Here is an 18,900-nt window from a genome sequence, read left to right on the forward strand (position 1 = left end):
TTTTTATTAAGGGGGAAAATATGTTTAATAAAGCTATCATTATCGGAGGAAGTATCGCAGGAAAGCTCGCAGCAAAAGCATTATCAACTGCTTTTAAAGAAGTAATCATTATAGAAGCCAGTGAAAGATGGGATGGAAAGTCCTCGAGAAAAAGAGTTCCACAAAGTAATCATCCTCATGTGTTATTAAAAGGTGGAGAAAAAGCCATTGAGAAATTGTTTCCTAATATTACGAATGAATTAATAGAAGCAGGTAGTGTCGTAAATAACTTTACTCGTGATTTAAAATGGCATCAATTCGGTTTATGGAAACAACCATTCACAGGAGAAGTACATATGATTCAACAAAGTAGATTTTTGCTTGAATGGCATATTCAAAAACGAATAGATCAGGTTTCTAATATTACTATTAAATATGAAACATTGGTTAAAGGGTTATTGGTAGATGAAAAGCTTCACAAAGTGTGTGGAGTAAAAGTTAAATATTTAGAGACAGACGCACAAGAAGAAGTTCATGCAGATATTGTAGTTGATGCAAGTGGATTTGGTTCAAAAAGTATAGAGTGGTTACGAGAATACGAAATTGAAGTACAAGAAGAGAAAGTTCGTATTGATTTATTTTACGCAACGAAAATGTTCAAACTTAAAGAAAATGAGGAGTTAGACTGCTGTAATATGCTAATGTCTCCGAGTTTCCCTGATAATCCTTATGGCGTTCTTATTCAAACGATAGAAGATAATCGTTATTTTGTTACTTTCAGTGGATACGCAAATGAGAAAGCACCACAAACAGATGATGAGTTTTATGATTTTGCTGAAAACCTATCAATTTCTAATGTTACAAATTTCCTAAACAAGGCTGAGGGAATTACTGATATAAAGACATACAAAATTCCCTATCAAGTACGCCGGCGATTTGATTTAGTGAATAATGTACTAGAAGGATTATTAGTTGTTGGAGATGCGCAATGTCGTTTTGATCCGGTTTTCGGCCAAGGTGTTTCAGTTGCTGCTATGGAAGCTCACCAGTTGCAATTCCTTCTGCAAGGTAGAAAACAACTTGATAAAACATTTACACAACAATTTTATAAAAAGGCAGCTACTATAATAGAAACCCCTTGGGATATGACAACAACGGAAATATCACGTCACCCGCAGCTACAGAGAGAATTAACTACAAAACAAAAATTTCAGCTATGGTATACGAAACAAATATATCGACTATCCGCAAGTAATTCTGATGTTTATATTCGGTTAGTACGAGTGATGAATTTAATTCGTAGTCCATTTCACCTATTTCATCCAAAAGTACTACTAGCTGTGTTACTGAAACGAAAGAAATAGCAGGAAAAAAGTTGATTAAAAAAGAATATATAACAGTTAGTAGATATAAAAGGGGTAATCGAGATGAAAATATACATAGAACAATTAAAGAAAGACGATGCTAAAGATTTATTTACGTTTGAACTTACGAATAAATCTTTTTTTGAAACAATGGTACCAAATCGTGGCTCAAAATATTTTGAATTTGAATATTTCCAAAAACTACTAGACGATTTATTAATAGAACAGGCAGATGGAAATTCTTATTTTTATTTAATTCGTAATGAAGAAAAAGAAATTGTAGGACGAATAAATTTAGTAGATATTGACACGGAATCCCGAAGCAGTTCGTTAGGGTATCGAGTCGGAGAAAAGTTTACTAAAAAAGGAGTTGCAACAGCAGCTGTAAAATTAGTTTTAGACGTAGCGAAAAATAATGAAATTAATGAGATTCTTGCTAAAACGACTACTAATAATCTCGCATCACAAATTGTATTAGAAAAAAGCGGGTTTTCTTCCTATCAAAACGAAGCAGATACAACATCTGTAGAATTAAATGGAGAACATGTGAATTTTGTACATTATATATGGAGAAATACTTCGCACTTATATTAAGGGGGACTTATACATGAATGATTTACGTTATCCAATTGGGCAATTTACATACAAACGTCCTATAACTGAAGAAATGATTGATACATGGATTCAAGAAATTGAAGATTTACCTAATGAACTAGCAAAAGCAATTAAAGATTTAGATCAGAAGCAGTTAGACACACCATATCGAGTTGGTGGATGGACGGTTCGTCAAGTAGTTCATCACGTTGTTGATAGCCATATGAATAGCTACATACGCTTTAAATTAGCACTAACAGAAAAGAATCCTACTATTAAACCATATAAAGAAGAGAAGTGGGCAGAACTACCTGATTCTAAATTACCAGTAGACGTTTCACTAGTAATGTTAGAATCGTTACATAAAAGATGGGTTAACCTTTTATATTCTCTAGAACTAGAAGATCTAGAAAAGACATTTAATCATCCGGAAACTGGTGAAACAAAACTTGCTGCTGCAATTGGACTATATGCATGGCATGGACGTCATCATACAGCGCATATAACTTCATTAAGAAAGCGACTAAATTGGTAACATGGAGATTACACTAGAGAAGGCGACAGAAAATGATGCGAAAGTTTTATTTCAAAGAAACAAATCCAGCAAATGAATCTATTGAAAAAACTATTTTAAGAATAAATAATCCGAGCAGTAATTTTTATAAGATGATAATAGATTCGAAACTTGTTGGAGCGATTTGTATATCCCAAAAAGAAATACCTTATAAATTTTGGATCAGTCCAATGTTTATTCATCCAAACTATCAAGGGAAAGGAATCGCACAGAAGGTACTTATTTTAATTGAAGAGATGTTTCCAGAAACACGGAGCTTTGAACTTGCTACGATTTTAGAAGAAGAAAGAAATTGTTTTCTATACGAAAAAATGGGGTATAAAAGAACAGAAGTAATAAAGAAATTAAATGATAAAACTACACTCATTTATTACAAAAAAGAAAGGTAAAGCATTTGAAATACGCTTTACCTTTTTCTGTTGCTTGAGATTAAATATACAAAATTTATGCATATTCTTCCAAAATACTCAGGTTAGTAATTTCAGAAATGAATAAATATACATAAAAGCGTTATTTCGTCGTATATGTTACTAACGCTTTTTGAATGCTTAAAACACTATCGTCACCTTTAAATTCTTTCGTAATTGGTGTACTCAAACTAGATACCCAAATTTTAAGCTCAGCGTCTAAATCAAAATGCCCAGCTGTTTCAATGCTAAATTGTGTAATGCTTTTATAAGGAATAGAATGATACTCTGTTTTTTTACCCGATATCCCTTGTTTATCTACTAAAATAAGACGACGATTTGTAAATACGATTAAATCACGAATTAATTTATAAGCATGTTCAACTTTCTCATCGTCTAACATAATCTTCTCTAAATCACGCTCTACACTTTCTGTACTCGCATTTGATGCATTTCCTAAAATACCGCTAAATAAACCCATAAGAAATTCCTCCTCCATTATTTGTGGAATGTGTTACTTACATTGTACCATGCTATTTACTAAGAAATTATGACATTACTTTAGTAGTTTCTGGTTATTATTGCAATTCGTTTATATAACCTCGTCTTAAAATCTTGTGTTAACATGTAAGTAAGAAAAAAGAAGCAGAGGGATATAGCATGAAAAATATAGGTTTAGTATTAGAGGGCGGAGGAATGAAAGGTCTATATACTGCAGGAGTACTCGAATATTTTATGGAAAAGAACTTATTCTTTCCGTATGTAGTTGGCGTATCCGCTGGTGCATGTATGGGCGCAACTTATTTATCACGTCAAAAAGGAAGGAATAAAAAAGTAAATACAGAGCTAGTGTCAGATCACCGATATATATCTTATCGAAATTTGATTAGAAAACGTGAATTATTCGGGATGGACTTTTTATTTGATGAAGTCCCTAATAAAATTGTTCCATTTGATTTTCAAACTTTCCTAAATTCCAATGAGCAATTTGTCATAGGAACGACTGATTGTGATTCAGGAAAAGCAGTTTATTACAATAAAATAGAACATGGAAATGATATTTTAAAAATCATTCGCGCATCAAGTTCTGTACCGTTTATAGCACCTGCTGTAGAATATGATAATCTAAAATTGCTAGATGGAGGGATTATAGATCCTATACCGGTTCTAAAAGCACAAACTGATGGTTATCAAAAGAACGTCGTGATTATGACAAAGCCAGAAGGATATGAGAAGCAGCGGAATAAATTTTCTGGTCTGGCTAAAATTTTATATAGTAAACATCCGAAAATCGCAGAACATTTAGTAGAACATTATCGTTATTATAATGAAACCGTAACTTATATGAATGGCAACGAACAGAAAGATAATTTTTATTTAATTCAGCCTAGCTCACAACTTCCTATAAGCGGAATAGAAAGAAATAAAGAAAAGCTAGTTAATTTATATAATCTTGGCTATAAAGATGCTCAATATCATTATGAAAAATTATTAAGTTGGATAGAGAAATAAAGGGGTGGAAAGTTGCTATTAGGTAAAATGGTTATTTTTAATGAATTGCAGAAAATGCATAGTCTGCTGCATAAACCGTTTCCGTATCGTGCTACAGGAAAATTGCAACGAGACTTAAAAAGTAAATTTACAGATGATGACTGTATAAACGCTGACTTTAATCATTATTGGATGCATACAGCAGGTACTTTAAGTTCTGTACTAAATGGAAACGAACAGAACATTACGTTTCAGCAAATAAAGTGGTTAAGGAAATCGTTTTTTGAATGGTTTCTGCAATATCGTTCTATAGAAACAGAAATTGTGAAGTATCCCGTTTTGTATAGAGATTTCATAAATTATGAGAAAGCGCGAAAACTATTACTATATTATCTTACTGAATAAAAAATAAAACGTACAAGTTATGCTGCTTGTGCGTTTTTTGTTCATAAAAAAGACAATATTTATACCTTGCTTATATAGGAATTTTAATGTGCAGAAAGAAGTACTTATAGAATGAAGCAAGGGCGGAGAGGCGTTTAGCGATTGTTTTCCTTTAATGGATTGTCCCACTCGAATATCGTTAGTTATTTATGATAAAATATTTCGAGTGAAATCAAGTACTTATTATATCCAGTATTAAATAAGTTAAGCCAGGAGGAACAACAGTAAAATGGAAAACGTATCAAATATAGATAAATCGGAATCAATAAAATCTTTACAATCGACTATTCGTAAACTTGAAAATGCACTATTACAGATGACTCAAAAAGGTGCAAATACTACATTAGTGAAAAAACGACTTAAAGCCGTTTGTGTAGGGTTAGCAGTACTAGAAAACGTTTGGAATCAAGAAAGTCACCAGTATAGTCAAGAAGAGTTAGCAGAAGCTCGTAATGTCCTTGTTGGTTTACTTCCATCAATTGAGAGGGCTTATGATAAGTGTAAAGTTGGTAGTCCGCAAAGAACTCTTTTAACAAGACGAATCAAAGCGTTGGAACTTTCTATTCAGGCAATTGATAAACTTTCTAATAAATAACTCATCTAAATACATATCATCCTAATCCTAATTTTTATAAAAGCAATCTAGTGAAAAGAAATACAAAGGAGGAAGATGGGTGACTTCAATAATTAGTCCTAAGTTAGAGGAGCTTAATAATCAATTAAAAAATGGAAACGAGAAAGCTTTTTATACTTTTTTGCATGAAATAAAGTCAAATCATACGCCGCTAATAGAACAATGTCCTGTAGATAATCAGTATAAGCTTATAACGTATATATGGTTAGGGGACCAAAAAACTGAAAATGTTAATGTATTCGGTAGTTTTCCTGGTTGGGATCTGTCTGTAAATCAATTAAAACGATTGTTACAGACAGATATTTGGTATGAAACGTTTAGGACGGATAAGAGTTTTATTTCAACTTACTATTTTTCAGTAAACGATTTTTTCGAAAATGATTGGATAAAGCGTAGTGAACAGTACGAACTAGACCGATTTAATGGAAATACATTTGGAGAAGGTGCTAATAAAGCATCAGTGCTAAGTATAGGGATGGAAGTGCAGTATAGCAGTCGTTTTCCTTCAAAGCATTATCCATCCGGAAAAATTGAAACATATACTTTTCATAGTTCAATTTTAAATAACACACGTAAAACTCATATATATACACCTCATGATTATTCTCACACTTCACATCTCCAAGATCTTCTCATTGTATTTGATGGGAATTCATTCATTAATAACCTTTCAATCGCAAGAACACTCAATTATTTAATATACGAAAAAGAAATCCCATCTTGTATTGCTGTTGCAATAGATCCTGTTGATCGACTAGAAGAGCTAACTTATAACGATAAAATGAATGTATTTTTAACGGAGGAATTAATTTCGTGGATTCACGCTAAGTATCGTGTGCATCAAGAAGCGAAACATACAACAATTGCCGGTTTCAGTCTTGGTGGCTTAGCAGCTTTTTATACAGCGCTTCAAAATCCACATGTTTTCGGAAACGTGTTGTCAATGTCTGGATCCGTGCATTGGAAAAAGGATGGTTATGAAAATAAAATTCCTGGGATTGAAAATCAAATTTCAACTATACATTCTAATAAGACGCAATCAAATTTTTATATTGCAGCAGGAGAACTTGAAAACGAATCTCTTTTAACGGCTAATAGACGCCTGTATAAAGCTTTAAATGAAAAAGAATACCAAATTACTTATGAAGAGTTTCAAGGTGACCATGACGGTGTTTGGTGGCGAGAAAAGTTATTTGATGGGTTGAAAGCATTGGAGCGTACAAAAACGCTACTATAAAATATAAAGGGGAGAGATTCTATGAATCAAGAAGAACTAGATAAAAAACTAAAAAAGCAAGAGATTTTAGTAAAAGATGAGAAAGTTTGGACCTTTACGTATGAGGATCATATTAGTTCTATCGTTAAAGAAGCAGAAAAGAAAGGGTCTTTTGATAATTTGCCAGGTAAAGGGAAACCTCTTAATCTTGATAAAGACCTTTCATACAATCCTGAAAAGCAACTTTATAGAACGTTAAAGAATAATCATGTTTTACCTAGGTGGATTGAGCTTTCAAAGGAAATTGATGATTTAAAAGAAAAGCTAAAAGAAAATACAAATACTGCAGGAGCAGCGGATTTAATTCGAACTATTAATAAAAAGGTTTTAGAACATAATCTACTTTGTCCACAAAGTGCACAAAAAACGAGGGTGAAAACGGATTTTTAACCATTTTCAATGAAGCTATCTTTTGCTATATAATTAAGTAAGGCATTTTCAATTCATTATTAAAGGGAGGCAAATGTAATGAAGAATACGTATCAACTTCAAATTCCGAAAGAACTAGAGCAGTATCGTAGTATTTTAGAAGAAAGTGTGAAACCTTATATTAAAGTGTCTGGAACATTAGCAGAGACAACGCTTTTTGAGAGTAAATTTGGTGGTTATCCGTATTTACCTGTAGATCAAGAGCATCCTAAAGATTCAAATGGACAACCTATGATGTTACTTGCGCAGTTAAACTTTGAAGAAATGCCACATGTTGAATATATGCCTCAAAAGGGAATGTTACAGTTTTTCGTAAGTGCTGATGATGAGCTTTACGGAGCAGATTTTGATCATCCAACAATCCAAAAAGACTTTCGAATTATTTATCATTCTACAATTTCAGAAGATTTAAATAAGGTTGTTACTGATTTTAGTTATTTAAATACTTTAGAATTAGAGGACTTTATCATACTCGAAGCAACGAAATTGAAATTTGAATTAGCTTATCAACCAGTAACATCAAGTGATTATCGATTTGAAAAGATGTTTAATGAAGAAATTGATTGGGAAGAAATTGTTGATGAAGAAAATAGTACAGAATTAGGCGAACTGTATGATGATATATATGTAGGTCAAGGGCATAAAATAGGCGGTTATCCATTCTTCACACAGACAGATCCAAGGGAATGGGAAGTAAAATACCAGCATCATGATATATTATTGCTACAAATCGATACAGACGATTCATTAAATATTATGTGGGGAGATTCTGGTGTTGCTAATTTCTTTATAAAGAAAGACGATTTGTTAAATCTAGATTTTTCTAATGTAATTTACAATTGGGATTGTTATTAAAAATATATACATGAGATACTAGCAAACTGAAAAATCTTCCTGAAGATGAGGGAGATTTTTTTTAGTTAAAAATAAACGTTATGTTAACTAGAATAAAGAATGGTAAGTGCGATAAAAGTCAAGCGTAAATAACAGGAATAACAACAAATAATCTAAAGTTATAAAGCGTGTGTAAATAGCATTAAATTCATAAAGTAAAACATAAAATGAATTTTAAAATTTATATTTTGTATAGAAATAATTTTTCTGTATAAAAAATTTCTTGTCGATCAAAAATGTTTTGGATTCATTAATGCTTAATTAATAATCGATTAAAATTTGCTGTGATGGATTTATAACAAATAAATGATAAAAACTGTAGAAATTCGTTTAGATAAGATTTTGTATGAATCTCACTAAAAATCTCCGTTTCATCTCATTAAGTATAGTTTACTTGGTTTTTGATACCTGATATTGCTTTTTTCTACAACTACCTATAATATATATTATGTCAACTAGAAAAAAGTAATAAACTTATTATATGTTAGCATCTTGTTTTACACTTCCCTTTTCTTTATTAGTGATTAGTTCATTGTTTTTGAATTGATGTGATTTGATAGCTCTGGAATTCGTAATTTATATTCTTGTATATAATCGTTAATAAACAAAATAAAAGAAACTTGTTTAATCATTAATTTTAAACAAGTTTCTTTTTAGATTAACTAAACTGTATTTATAAATTACTTTGATTTCAATTAATAATTCATCGTAGATTTTACTTTTATAATTGAACTTGCTCGTGGATTAGTCGATCATCATGACATTATTCTTTTTGTTGAAAAATATTATATTTACGCTTTAAATGTAAATCTTTATCTTTATAAATCCATTGTGAAAATTTATTAACATTATTTTTACCACTTAGGTAAATACGATATTGTTTTTCTTTGTCAACAAAACTCAATCGGAATTTATTATCCTCAAGGATGTTTTTAAAAGAATTCATAAAATTATATGATCCTCCAACAAAGCTAACAAAATATTTATGGGAGTTTACATGACCATCCCCATCAAAATACCCACGAACAAAGTGATGTAAATATTCTTCTGGTACAAATGGAAATTCAATGTTAAATGATTTACATGGCATGATTCCGTGTATATTCATAAGGTCGTCTTTTATTGTTTTGCTATTTATGTTTAGCATATATACGCCTGTTTTTTTATTTTGATATAGTGGCTGGTTGGTGTTTAGTTCTTGTTTTATATCTTCTAAAATGTAACTTTCTTTTTGAGATATACTGACACATTGATTTTCTTTCTGTATAACACCGTCTGCTGCTATAAACCCTAATATATAAGCCATGTTATTTGACCACGTTTTAAAATAATCTTCTGTTATGTCATACTATCTCTTCCAACTCCCTATAGCGCGTCTTGGAACGTTATTGTCTGTTAAAACCATACGAATATACCTAGCACACACATTAGCAAGTGTAGCTATTTCTGAAGTACTCTTCCCTTCTGCATATAGCTGCGTTATTTCAGATTTTGATAGTTTACATTTTAATTTCTTTTTTCTATTTGCTTGCATTTATAAATTCTCCTTCCTTTTATTATTTAAAGACGCATTTACTTTTATAACACATAACGAAACGTATGTTCTTTGTTGCGTGTGTGAAGGAATTTACTAAATTAAAACATTTTACATTTACTTCATATTAGTTTCATCTGCTGCTGTTTTGATTTACGTTTTATATATAAGAATAATGAATTTGACAAATTTATGAAATGTACTGCATTTAAGGTGAAAGGTAAAATAATTTCGTTTAAACTACAATTAGCTACAATAACAACATACGTATATTGTTAAACGTAAAAAGGAGAACGAATGAAAAAGAAATATATAAATCAAATTGATACTGATGTAAGTTTTAAACCGAAAGATATTATAGGTTTAATGACGGATTACTTTAAAATGAAAACAAAGCTGCGTCCTGTAAAGAATTTACCTACTGTTTTATCGAATAAAAATAATGAATCTTTAGAGAGTGTGACATGGTTTGGACACTCTGCTTCTCTTTTAAAAATAGAAGGTAAAACATTGTTATTAGACCCGATGTTTGGAGATGCCTCTTCCCCATTTCCTCTGTTTAATAGTAAACGTTATAGTGGTGTTTTTTCTTTAGAACGTGAAGAGCTTCAAGAAATTGATGCGATTATCATTTCACATAATCACTATGACCATTTGAATTACAAGAGTATTATGCAGTTAAAAGATCGTGCAAAACATTTTTATGTTCCAACTGGAGTTGCGCAATATTTAATGAAATGGGGCGTTTCACCTAGTAAAATTAGTGAACATAATTGGTGGGACGAAATTGCGTTTGATAATATAAAATTAGTTTGTGCACCTGCAAGGCATTTCTCAGGACGAAGTATGACAGATAGAGATTGTTCGTTATGGAGTTCATGGCTTATTCTTGGTCAAGAGACTAAAGTTTTCTTTAGTGGTGATAGCGGCTATGCTCCTCACTTTAAGGAAATTGGTGATAAATACGGTCCATTCGATCTTACGTTAATGGAATGCGGGCAATATGATCCAAGGTGGTCTGCTATTCATATGTTACCAGAAGAGACAGTGCAAGCTCATATTGACGTGAAAGGAGAATTACTTCTTCCGATTCATTGGGGTGCTTTTACATTATCATTACATGAATGGAGTGATCCTATTGAACGTGTAACAAAAGAAGCAAAGCGTTTAGGAGTTAATATTGCAACGCCACAAATTGGTGAATCTATCACGTTAAAATCTACAGACTATCCTTCATCAGCTTGGTGGAGAGGAATTTAACTATAAATAAAAAAGAGCGATCTCTATTATAAGGAATTCGCTCTTTTTCTGTATTTAACCTTATTTTACTATATTTGCTTTACCGCTATCTAAAACTCTATTTGTTTGTACAGAGGTAATATTAATAACCGTATTCATACTTTTATCAGTTAGTTCAATGAGTTCGTTTTCGTGATTAATTTTCTGTAAATCCCACACCATTCCATTGAACTCGTTATGTTGTCCACTTACTCTTAATATATTTTTCGTTTTACTTGATGGCTGTAATTGTAGATTTGTAAATTGATTACCGCTAATTTCATTTGGTGTAGTTACATTACTATCCATATAAATCATATTTACACAATCTTCAAGTGAGAAGTTTATAAAACGGTTGGCATTTATCCAAGCATAACCAGATTGCGGTTTCTTTGCTACTAATTTCAGCCCAGTTTCCATTCCTACAACTTTTATATTTTCAAAGTTAATAAATGAAATTTCATTTTCTTTCCCACCAGAATACAAAGAAATTCCAGTACCTTTATTTGTTTCTGTCCAATTAATAATATTTATATCTTTTATTTGTGTTTTGTGCCAAGTGTTATAATACTTATTTTTGCCGTCTAAATATATAACTTCAGAATTAAATGTAGGATCGTTTACAGCTATATAGGCTCCTTCGATAGAAGCGTTTTTTTCTAATTCTAGAACTCTGAAATTACCTTCAACAACAAACTGTGTTCCATAACCGAATAATAACTTTACACCTTGTTTCACTATAATTGGTGACGTGATTTTATACTTCTTATCCTCAAGCAATACTGTTTTAATTGTACTTGATTCTGCTTTATTAATAGCAGATTGTATTTTGTTTGAATCATTTTTACCTTTAAAGTCTTCTACATACACTTTATCATTTTTAGCTACGCTATCTTTTTTGTTGTATTGATAAAAAGCAAAAGTAATTAAAACTACAGCTATGAGTAAAATAATTATTTTCTTCATTACACTCATCCTCATTTGAATTTTCTCCTTAGCTACTTTTCGAATCATTTGAGTAATAATTATTTTGCTGTGTATTATAGATTACAATTCCTTCTTTTTATAATTGAACTATATTATCTATAGAACTATCCTGCTTAATCAATTCTGCATTCCTATAATCTATTAATTTATGATTAGATAAAATAAAATTGTGCTCTAATATTAATTTATTGTGGAATAAATCCGGTAAAAATTTAGGTATCATCTCTCCTACGCCGTAATTATAGTCACTTAGGATCCAAGAAATCTCTTTCCAATCTAAAATTCCTTCCGATACTTTTTTTGGAGTGTAATATGTAAATTCATCATGTAGCTCTACTAAATAAACATACATACCACCAGAGTAAGATGAGTCCTCCCACTTAATAATGCCTTTAAACTGAATTTGTTCATGCGTAACTTCTATATTAGTCTCTTCTGTTATTTCACGAATCGCATTTTCTAAAGGTGTTTCTCCCTTTTCTATCTTTCCACCTACCCCGTTCCATAATCCTTTTACAGGGTCATATTCTCTATTTAACATAAGTATCTCTTCATTTCTCTTTATAAAGCATAAAGTGTGCTTGTACATAATGTGATTCCTTCCTTTGTTATTAATAAGCTCTTACTGGAGATATAAGATGTACTGCTGCAGATGGTGTCCCTGCTTCAATTAATATCGGTCTCATAGAACCGCTGAAACTTAAAGTAACCGTTTCTTCTTTTATCGCCTTTAAAGCATCCATCATAAATCGTCCATCGAAAGATATATTTAATTGTTTTTCACCTTGAATCTCATCTATCTGTTGTGTCTCGGATATTTTTCCAATCTGAGAAGCGTTAGAAGAAATTTTAATTGTGGATTCGTCTATGATTTCTAAGTTAACATTGTTATTTGCCCATTCACTTGATAATAAGCTGGATCGATCTACACCTTGTAAAATCCTTTTTCTATCTACGTTAATGACTGTTTGAAATTCATTTGGAATTAAACTAGATATATTAGGATATTTTCCTTCAATTAATCTTGAATATAATGTAGTTGTGCCGAATGTAAAAATAATGTGACTTTCTGAAAGATAGATGTATACGAATTCTGAATTACTATTCATTAATTTTAGCAGTTCACTAATAGTTGCACTTGGTACGATACAACTTGCTTTCACCTCTGTAGAAATTATCGTTTCGCGTATAGCAAGTCTATGTGAATCAGTTGCAGCACAAATTAATTTGTTGTGTTCTAATTCGATATGTACTCCCGTAAGAACGGGTCTAGATTCATTTTTAGCTACTGCAAAGACAGTTTGTTTAAATACTTCAATCAATTGTTCTGTTTCTGCTTGTATTTTTGCATGATCGTCTATAAGTGGTACATTCGGAAACTCATATGCTGGAAGTCCATTTAAGTTTAGTGTAATTTCTTCTGATTGTATCGTAATGGTTTGCTCATTCTGACTTTTTATTGATACATCACTTGGCATTTTCTTTATAATTTCAATGAAATATTTTGCAGGTACTACAATAGTTCCTGCTTTTAATATAGTTGTATCGTCTTCGTTGGAACTAGGGATGAATTTTTCGATGAAAATATTTGAATTACTTGCGATTAAAGTAATTCCAGATTGATCTGCAGTTATTTTTATACCAGATAATATAGGTACTATAGCTTTAGTAGATACAGCTTTACTTACTTCTGAAAGTGCTTGAGTGAAATATTTATGATTTACGATAAATTCCATTCTTCCCCCGCCTTACATGAAATGATAATGTTATGAAGATTGATGAACGATTGTTCCGTCAAAAAAGTAAGGTACTGTTTCTTTCCTTTGTAATATATTTAATAATTGTTCTGGTATACGTAAATGTGGTGCTGCTCTATGTAATTCCATCCAAGTAATCTCTTCAATTTCTTGTGGTCTTGTTATATTTGTTTCCCCGCCAATTATTTCACCTAAAAAATTAAAGAATATTGCATGGTGTCCTCTCTCTTCGAAAAAAGCTTCGCTAATGTAACAAATACCGTTTACAGTTATATGTAGCCCGGTTTCTTCTTTCACTTCCCGAATTACTGCCTCCTCTAACGTTTCTCCTAATTTAACTGCGCCACCTGGTAGCGTATAATAAGAACCATTCTTCCCTTTGTTTTTTACCATCAAGATCTTTTCATTTGTTTTATCGTATAATAGTGCATATGTAACATTTACTTTTTTCATCTAAGTCCACCTTTAATAACGAGAATTTTCTGCCTTTGTTACATTCTACCATTTAATCGTTTTAAAATATAAAAAAGTTAATAGAGTATTTCATTTATCTACTCTTAGTAAAGTTAATAATCGATAACCCTTCATTACTAAATAAAAAAGAGCGTATTTTGAAAGTGATCATTCAACGTACGCTCTTTATGCTTTGATTGATTTATTTTGGGATTCTATATATTTTCTAATCTTTTTTCTAAATAATATCGATTGTGCCCTTTAGGGTGGTCTTCACTTACTCCAATCACCTTATATCCATGCTTTTTATAAAAATCAGGAGCTTGAAAGCTAAAAGTATCTAAATTAATTAACCTACACTCTTTTTCAATTGCAAATTCTTCAATTAGTTTTAATAACTTACTTCCGTAGCCTTCGTGTCTATACTCTTCAGAAACCCAAAGGAAATCAACATGAACATGGTGCCAAAATGTAATTGCAGTTATTCCTCCTACAATTTCTTCCTTTTCATTTCTCACTATAAAACTAATTTTTTCTGAAGGCTTTTTCTCTTCATCCGAAATATGTTTTTGGTTATATTCAATTACTTTTTCTCTTATGTAATCACTATCTTCCTGGATCCATTGTTTTACTATTTTCATTTTAATTATCACGCTCCTTTTAAAAGTATCTATTCAATTTAATAATCGTAATATCCTGTCTAACTTAATAGTCGTAGAGCACTGTTTCATTTCACTAAAATAAAGAAAAGCCGTACTACATTTTATCTGTAGTACGGCTTTTTATGGCGTCTGATTCTTTTTAATCTAAGTTTCAACATATTAGTACAATAATTCAATTGTATTACTGCGGATAAGAATGAACATTCCTAAACCAATTAGAACGACTGGAACGATAAAATGACAATTTCTCTCAAGTACTTTAGCTAAAATAGGAGCTCTTATCAATTTGTAGCTAATAAAACACCATATTGCTATCATGCAATAAAAGATTACTAATGTAACAATATTGGCATTAAGATTTTGACTAGCAAACATTGGTATATAAATCGAAATATTGTCAGCTCCATTAGCTAATGTAATTGAAGCTACTTTAAATATTGAACTAGAAGCGTTAGCAATGACTTCGTTACTCTTATAAGAACGAAGTGACAATAGTCCTTTCACTCCTATATAAATTGGCACGAATCCTAATAATCCGATCCATGAAACAGGAATGAAAAAAGAGCTTAAAGAACCGATGATACTTAGAAAAATAATTAAACTAAACCCAAAATATTGTCCGATAACAATATAAAGTTCTTTCATTTTAGTTTTCCCTCGGACAGTACTACCTTCTTTCTTAATTACTCCTGTCCTTACTTGCGAAAATAAAACAAGAAGTATAAAAATGTCATCAATATTTGTTGAAGTGAATGCGATAAAAGAAGAAATTATAGTTGTAACCAATATAAGCCAACTACCTTTATAATAAAATAATGGTGTACAAATGAATTGCATATCTAATAACAAAGGTGGTTAATGTAGGTTTATAACATGATTTCAGTGCCTTTATAAAACAATATGAATATTTTACTAATCTGCTACTTAGTTGCTAAAGAAATAAATTACTTTATTACCTTTCAAATCATTTTCACTTATTTTGTAATATAAAAAGAGCCCTGTACAAGGACTCTTTTTATAGTTAAGCTACTTTCCGATATAAATGTCGTGTTTCTTTTTTGTTTTCTGCTTTTGGTGGACGAATTAATATCGAAATAATGAAGGAAATAACGCTTAAAACACCGATTATAATAAAGGTCGGTTGAAATCCACCCAGTAACGCTCCAATGAACGCTCCTGCAAGTGCACCAAACCCGAAACCTTGATATACAATCCCGTAATTTGTACTATGGTTTTTTAATCCGAAGAAATCTCCAACAATTGCTGGGAAGATTGTGATATTACCACCAAAGCAAAAGGCAACACTTGCTACACAAGCGAAATAAATACCGTAATTTAGTGGAATGAAACTTAAAGTAAAGACTGACAATCCAATTATTATAAACGTTGCAGAAACAATTTTCATTCGACCAATTTTATCTGATAACGTTCCAAGAACGATTCTACCTACCGTATTAAAAATTGCAATCATTGCAACGGCGTTAGCTGCAGTTGCTGCACTAAGCCCAACGAGCTGTACCCCAATATCTTTTACCATACCGATTAAATATAGACCGCCCATACAAGATGTGAATAGCATAAAAAACAAAAGATATACTTGTTTCGTTCGCATCATTTCACGAGGCGTATAGTCATTGTTTAATGATTCAGTTACAGTGTTACTTACGATTGCTTCACGTAAGAAGAACGATCCGGTTAAAACTAAAAGCAAGACGATGATACCCCAATATAAAAATGCTTGTGATACACCAAGACTATCGATAAGACTTCCGTTTATATATCTAAAGATTAAGCTGCCCATTCCATATGCCGAAACAGATATGCCAGAAATAAGTCCTTTTCGATTTGGAAACCATTTAATTAAATTAGATAGTGATGTAATATAAGCAGTTCCATCTGCATAACCAACAACGACACCAGCTAATAAATATAGTAATGGTAAGGAAGAAACTCGCGAACTAAGTATTAAACCGAGTCCCAAAACAATCCCTGCAGTAGCGATGAGTTTACGAAGTCCTAATTTTTGCTGCAACTTTCCTGCAAATAAGGTTGAGAATGATAATGAAAAACTTGTTATGGAGAAAGTTATCGCTACGGAATTGAGGTTCCATCCAAACTTACTAACAAGGGGTTGATTAAATAAACTCCATGTATAAATTGTTCCAAGGCCAATTTGAACAATAATTGTACCTAGAACAATTAGTAACGGATTTATAGAAGTTTGTTTCATACTAACTGTCCCCTTCTTTTATCTTGACATGAATTTTCACAGTTAGTATAACCATCATAAAAAGCAAGATACTGTGTGGAAAATGGAAATTAAGTTCATATACACAAAAAGACACTTCATTATGAAGTGTCTTTTTGCAGGTTATATTAGATTTACTTAAAGAAAGCTTTGTTAAGATAAGACATTTTCAAATGCTTATGTATATAGGATACCAAAAGATTTTTGTTATGTGATGGGACTTAAGATGTATTTTTCATTCATCATATAGTCCGATGAACGAAAAATTAGTATTCAATTTCATCAAAATCCTTCGGCTGCGGTACCGTTTGCATATTAGCTGCATCTTTAGGATCGCTATAAATTGCATTTTGTTCTGTATTCACATCTTTTATATTTTGCTTTTTATTTTTATTCATTTTATCTTTCATTTTTTTCACTCCTTTTTCATTATAGGAGTAATTATGCCCTATTACCGTTACGAAATGTATCAGCGACTAAATTGCTAAATTCACGTAAATAATATAAATAATTATCACCGCCGTAGTTATACCTTTTATTATACATTTTCGCAACAACTACATTATATTCAGGTATTACTAAAAGAGTCGGTCCTGTAATTCCTAATATTTGATACGCTCCTTTCGGCACTCGTTCACCAAGTTCACTTGAAAGCGCAGGTTCATTTTGAACAAACCAAAACAACCCGTTTTGTGGTAGTTCATTGTTTGTAAATGTTGGACTTTGCAAACTCGTAGCAATTTTTATAACTTCTTTTGGAACAATTTGATTACCGCTTATCATACCTTGATTTAAATGAAGATTGCCCCAATAAGCAAATTCTCTAGCTGAGACAAATAGATTTTTTTCAGTACCATCATCTACCGTACCAATTTCACTAATCGCGTCTTCAATCGGATTATCAACAACTTTAACTAATTTTTCATCTTGCTGAATTCTCCAACCTGTTTCTTGAAAATTAGCAGGTATAAACACACGCTCTTTTAATAATTCAGGAAAACTTTTACTATAAAGCTGATAAATAAGACGTGTAATCATTCTTACATTAATATCTCTATACGCCCATGCTTGTCCAGGTTCAAATTCACGAAAAATTGTCCCATCATGCGTTTCTCCTAAACCGTGCGAATGTGTTACTAAATGTCTTATTATTGTTTTACCAAGCAATACAGGATCAAAGTCTTTAAGATACTGTATCGCTTCATCATCAATAGAGTTTATTTTCCCTTCGTAAAGCGCATATGCTACCATTAAACCTAAATAACTTTTTCTCGCAGAAGCAACGTTGAATTGTGATGAAGCTGTTACTTTCTTGCTTGTAGATACATTTGAATGGTGGCCACTATAATGCTCTAGTACGATTTTGTTATCTTTTATGATGCACAGTGCTGTTGCAGAACTATGATTTTCTTCTTTTATATTTTCTACCCAAGAAATTAACTTATCGTATGTATACAAATAAATCCCCCTTAACACGAATATAAAAATATAGCATGAAAGAAAAGTATAAAATAACATTTACACCTTTCTTTCATGCGAAATATTATTGATTTTCTATACTTATATAATCCACCAGTTCCAGCAGTTAAAACAACCGAAACAACCAGCGCATCCTATACAACGACCACCGCAACCTCCGCATCTTCCGCCGCCACATCCACCACAGCGACCACCACAACCTCCGCACCCGCCACAACGACGTGCATCGTCTTGAATGTAATAGTATGGATATTGATTTTGTTGTAGTTGATCCCAATACACAACATTGCCAGATTGATAATCATTAAGGTTTAATGATTGTAGTTCTTGTTGAAACTGATTCATTACGAAACCCTCCATTTATAAAAATAAATTCCATTCCAATGTTAAAGTTTATATATTTTTGCAAACAAAGT

The 18,900-nt window shown here is 31.6% G+C and carries 21 protein-coding genes and 2 pseudogenes; 11 read left to right on the forward strand and 12 right to left on the reverse strand.

Translation table 11 applies throughout. The features are described 5' to 3' along the window. Nucleotides 1-20: 20 nt before the first annotated feature. The 4 genes and pseudogenes from QCI46_RS14090 to QCI46_RS14105 form a co-directional block, all read left to right on the forward strand. On the forward strand, nucleotides 21-1,343 hold the full coding sequence (locus QCI46_RS14090; RefSeq protein WP_353840597.1) for an FAD-dependent oxidoreductase: 1,323 nt from the start codon (nucleotides 21-23) through the stop codon (nucleotides 1,341-1,343). A 63-nt stretch (nucleotides 1,344-1,406) separates the two neighbouring features. Then, complete coding sequence (locus tag QCI46_RS14095) at nucleotides 1,407-1,937, forward strand: GNAT family N-acetyltransferase (protein ID WP_353840598.1); 531 nt, start codon at nucleotides 1,407-1,409, stop codon at nucleotides 1,935-1,937. Between the two features lie 13 nt (nucleotides 1,938-1,950). Beyond that, nucleotides 1,951-2,472 (forward strand): YfiT family bacillithiol transferase, encoded by a 522-nt coding sequence (locus QCI46_RS14100; protein ID WP_087984454.1) that lies wholly within the window; start codon nucleotides 1,951-1,953, stop codon nucleotides 2,470-2,472. A gap of 1 nt (nucleotide 2,473) precedes the next feature. Next, a pseudogene (locus tag QCI46_RS14105) lies at nucleotides 2,474-2,900 on the forward strand (GNAT family N-acetyltransferase); the annotation flags it as partial. Between the two features lie 121 nt (nucleotides 2,901-3,021). On the opposite strand, the gene QCI46_RS14110 reads toward QCI46_RS14105, so the two are convergent. Beyond that, nucleotides 3,022-3,399 carry a PH domain-containing protein gene (locus tag QCI46_RS14110; protein WP_000522465.1) on the reverse strand — a complete coding sequence of 126 codons (378 nt, stop codon included), beginning with the start codon at nucleotides 3,397-3,399 and terminating at the stop codon, nucleotides 3,022-3,024. Between the two features lie 179 nt (nucleotides 3,400-3,578). Here QCI46_RS14110 and QCI46_RS14115 point away from each other — a divergent pair, with 179 nt between their 5' ends. From QCI46_RS14115 to QCI46_RS14140, 6 genes are all read left to right on the forward strand, one after another. Beyond that, nucleotides 3,579-4,430, forward strand: a complete 852-nt coding sequence (locus tag QCI46_RS14115; RefSeq protein WP_353840599.1) for a patatin-like phospholipase family protein — start codon at nucleotides 3,579-3,581, stop codon at nucleotides 4,428-4,430. 12 nt (nucleotides 4,431-4,442) lie between these two features. Continuing rightward, complete coding sequence (locus QCI46_RS14120) at nucleotides 4,443-4,814, forward strand: YxiJ-like family protein (RefSeq protein ID WP_353840600.1); 372 nt, start codon at nucleotides 4,443-4,445, stop codon at nucleotides 4,812-4,814. A gap of 268 nt (nucleotides 4,815-5,082) precedes the next feature. Then, a complete protein-coding gene (locus QCI46_RS14125; protein WP_172554815.1) occupies nucleotides 5,083-5,448 on the forward strand; it encodes a hypothetical protein in 366 nt (121 codons plus the stop codon). Nucleotides 5,449-5,527: 79 nt separating this feature from the next. Next, on the forward strand, nucleotides 5,528-6,724 hold the full coding sequence (locus QCI46_RS14130) for an alpha/beta hydrolase (protein ID WP_353840601.1): 1,197 nt from the start codon (nucleotides 5,528-5,530) through the stop codon (nucleotides 6,722-6,724). A gap of 21 nt (nucleotides 6,725-6,745) precedes the next feature. Next, nucleotides 6,746-7,153: a DnaJ family domain-containing protein gene (locus QCI46_RS14135; RefSeq protein ID WP_353840602.1), complete on the forward strand. Its 408-nt coding sequence runs from the start codon at nucleotides 6,746-6,748 to the stop codon at nucleotides 7,151-7,153. A 78-nt stretch (nucleotides 7,154-7,231) separates the two neighbouring features. Continuing rightward, nucleotides 7,232-8,047: a YwqG family protein gene (locus tag QCI46_RS14140; RefSeq protein WP_353840604.1), complete on the forward strand. Its 816-nt coding sequence runs from the start codon at nucleotides 7,232-7,234 to the stop codon at nucleotides 8,045-8,047. An 802-nt stretch (nucleotides 8,048-8,849) separates the two neighbouring features. Here the strand turns inward: QCI46_RS14140 and QCI46_RS14145 are convergent. Beyond that, nucleotides 8,850-9,620, reverse strand: a pseudogene (locus QCI46_RS14145) (LAGLIDADG family homing endonuclease). A gap of 297 nt (nucleotides 9,621-9,917) precedes the next feature. Here QCI46_RS14145 and QCI46_RS14150 point away from each other — a divergent pair. Next, a complete protein-coding gene (locus tag QCI46_RS14150) occupies nucleotides 9,918-10,880 on the forward strand; it encodes an MBL fold metallo-hydrolase (protein WP_353840605.1) in 963 nt (320 codons plus the stop codon). A gap of 60 nt (nucleotides 10,881-10,940) precedes the next feature. Here QCI46_RS14150 and QCI46_RS14155 read toward each other — a convergent pair whose 3' ends face one another. The 10 genes from QCI46_RS14155 to QCI46_RS14200 form a co-directional block, all read right to left on the reverse strand. Beyond that, a complete protein-coding gene (locus QCI46_RS14155) occupies nucleotides 10,941-11,879 on the reverse strand; it encodes a pectate lyase family protein (RefSeq protein ID WP_097908373.1) in 939 nt (312 codons plus the stop codon). An 82-nt stretch (nucleotides 11,880-11,961) separates the two neighbouring features. Then, nucleotides 11,962-12,474, reverse strand: coding sequence for an NUDIX hydrolase (locus QCI46_RS14160; RefSeq protein WP_353840606.1), 513 nt, complete (start codon nucleotides 12,472-12,474; stop codon nucleotides 11,962-11,964). 22 nt (nucleotides 12,475-12,496) lie between these two features. Beyond that, on the reverse strand, nucleotides 12,497-13,621 hold the full coding sequence (gene dnaN / locus QCI46_RS14165; RefSeq protein WP_353840607.1) for a DNA polymerase III subunit beta: 1,125 nt from the start codon (nucleotides 13,619-13,621) through the stop codon (nucleotides 12,497-12,499). Nucleotides 13,622-13,651: 30 nt separating this feature from the next. Beyond that, the gene (locus QCI46_RS14170) at nucleotides 13,652-14,095 is read right to left on the reverse strand and encodes an NUDIX hydrolase (protein WP_353840608.1); all 444 of its coding nucleotides are present in this window, start codon (nucleotides 14,093-14,095) and stop codon (nucleotides 13,652-13,654) included. Nucleotides 14,096-14,310: 215 nt separating this feature from the next. Further along, on the reverse strand, nucleotides 14,311-14,736 hold the full coding sequence (locus QCI46_RS14175) for a GNAT family N-acetyltransferase (protein WP_353840609.1): 426 nt from the start codon (nucleotides 14,734-14,736) through the stop codon (nucleotides 14,311-14,313). Nucleotides 14,737-14,916: 180 nt separating this feature from the next. Further along, nucleotides 14,917-15,543, reverse strand: coding sequence for a cadmium resistance transporter (locus QCI46_RS14180; protein ID WP_353840610.1), 627 nt, complete (start codon nucleotides 15,541-15,543; stop codon nucleotides 14,917-14,919). Between the two features lie 235 nt (nucleotides 15,544-15,778). Continuing rightward, the gene (locus tag QCI46_RS14185; protein ID WP_353840611.1) at nucleotides 15,779-16,987 is read right to left on the reverse strand and encodes an L-lactate MFS transporter; all 1,209 of its coding nucleotides are present in this window, start codon (nucleotides 16,985-16,987) and stop codon (nucleotides 15,779-15,781) included. A gap of 284 nt (nucleotides 16,988-17,271) precedes the next feature. Next, on the reverse strand, nucleotides 17,272-17,415 hold the full coding sequence (locus QCI46_RS14190; protein ID WP_000653369.1) for a hypothetical protein: 144 nt from the start codon (nucleotides 17,413-17,415) through the stop codon (nucleotides 17,272-17,274). 31 nt (nucleotides 17,416-17,446) lie between these two features. Further along, complete coding sequence (locus QCI46_RS14195) at nucleotides 17,447-18,463, reverse strand: serine hydrolase domain-containing protein (protein WP_353840612.1); 1,017 nt, start codon at nucleotides 18,461-18,463, stop codon at nucleotides 17,447-17,449. Between the two features lie 102 nt (nucleotides 18,464-18,565). Continuing rightward, nucleotides 18,566-18,829, reverse strand: a complete 264-nt coding sequence (locus QCI46_RS14200) for a heterocycloanthracin/sonorensin family bacteriocin (RefSeq protein WP_139365483.1) — start codon at nucleotides 18,827-18,829, stop codon at nucleotides 18,566-18,568. Nucleotides 18,830-18,900: the final 71 nt, after the last annotated feature.

This window comes from Bacillus cereus group sp. RP32, from assembly GCF_040459735.1.
In the GTDB taxonomy this organism is placed as follows: Bacteria; Bacillota; Bacilli; order Bacillales; family Bacillaceae_G; genus Bacillus_A; species Bacillus_A wiedmannii.